The sequence below is a fragment of the Brunnivagina elsteri CCALA 953 genome (assembly GCF_002289455.1).
GTDB lineage: Bacteria > Cyanobacteriota > Cyanobacteriia > Cyanobacteriales > Nostocaceae > Brunnivagina > Brunnivagina elsteri.
On record NZ_NTFS01000778.1, the window covers coordinates 1 to 1,194 of the forward strand.

The following is a 1,194-nucleotide window of genomic DNA, read 5'->3' on the forward strand; positions in this document are numbered from 1 at the left end:
AACAACGAAACCTCGTTAGGCAGTTGAGAAAATTCTCAACTATTTCCGAGATTAAAAAAACCCTACCCTTGAAAGGGCAGGGGGTGGGGTTCTTTCTATGCGTCTTCATATTAAATTGGTATAAGAAGTCAGGGATATGGCAAAGAAACAAGTAACTAATGACTATTATGGAAAATCAAAAAAACTTTATTCCCCAACCAACTGCTGATGGAACATTTACTTTTTTCTCTGATGATTTTGGCGAACTATTTCATAGCTATTATGGAGCGCGTCAAGAAAGTTATCATAAATTTGCTGTGCCAACACAATTAGAATATCAAGCTCAAAAACCTATTATTAGGATTCTAGATATTTGTTATGGTCTAGGCTATAATACGGCTACGGCGATACAAAAAATATGGTCTATAAATCTTAATTGTTATATCGAGATTATTGCTCTGGAAATCAACCAAGCAGTTCCACAAGCAGCAGTAAATCATCAGTTATTTAATAATTGGAATTACGAATCTCACAATATTTTAGATATTTTAATAAAAATAGCCGAAACTGGACATATAGAAACCAAAAATATCAAAGCAAATTTATTATTAGGTGATGCTCGAATCACAATCCAAGAAGTAATTACGTCCGGATTTCAAGCAGATGCAATTTTTCTCGATCCATTTTCCCCTCCGCAATGTCCACAGCTTTGGACAATAGAATTTATTCAACTTGTCTCTAAGTGTTTATCCCCAACTGGTATACTTGCAACTTATTCTTGTGCTGCATCAGTACGTACAGCATTGATAACATCTGGTTTAAAAATAGCTTCAACTCCTCCTGTTGTTGGCAAAAAAGCACCAGGTACGATCGCAGTATTTACCGGAATATATCCACAATCTGCTTCTATTTCTCTTCCTTCACTGTCCATATCGGAACAAGAGCATTTACAAACTCGTGCAGCAATACCCTATCGCGATCGCGAATTATCCGATTCTGCCGAAATAATATTGGAGAGAAGGAAGCAAGAACAGCATAATTCTCTTCTCGAACCAACTTCACAATGGCGAAAGCGCTGGCAATATAAAAGGTAGAAATTACTACATGAAAATATTCTCTTTGTTTATTTTATTCTATTTAAGAGTAAGCCACAAAATGAATGATCCTGTGTTGTCATGCTGAGGAACGAAGCATCTACGCGAGATTCTAGCCTGC

General features: G+C 36.3%; 1 protein-coding gene. It reads left to right on the top strand.

The genetic code is table 11. From position 1 onward, the window contains the following. Positions 1–167: 167 nt before the first annotated feature. Positions 168–1,073 carry a tRNA (5-methylaminomethyl-2-thiouridine)(34)-methyltransferase MnmD gene (locus tag CK510_RS30625; RefSeq protein WP_095725155.1) on the top strand — a complete coding sequence of 302 codons (906 nt, stop codon included), beginning with the start codon at positions 168–170 and terminating at the stop codon, positions 1,071–1,073. Positions 1,074–1,194 lie beyond the last annotated feature (121 nt).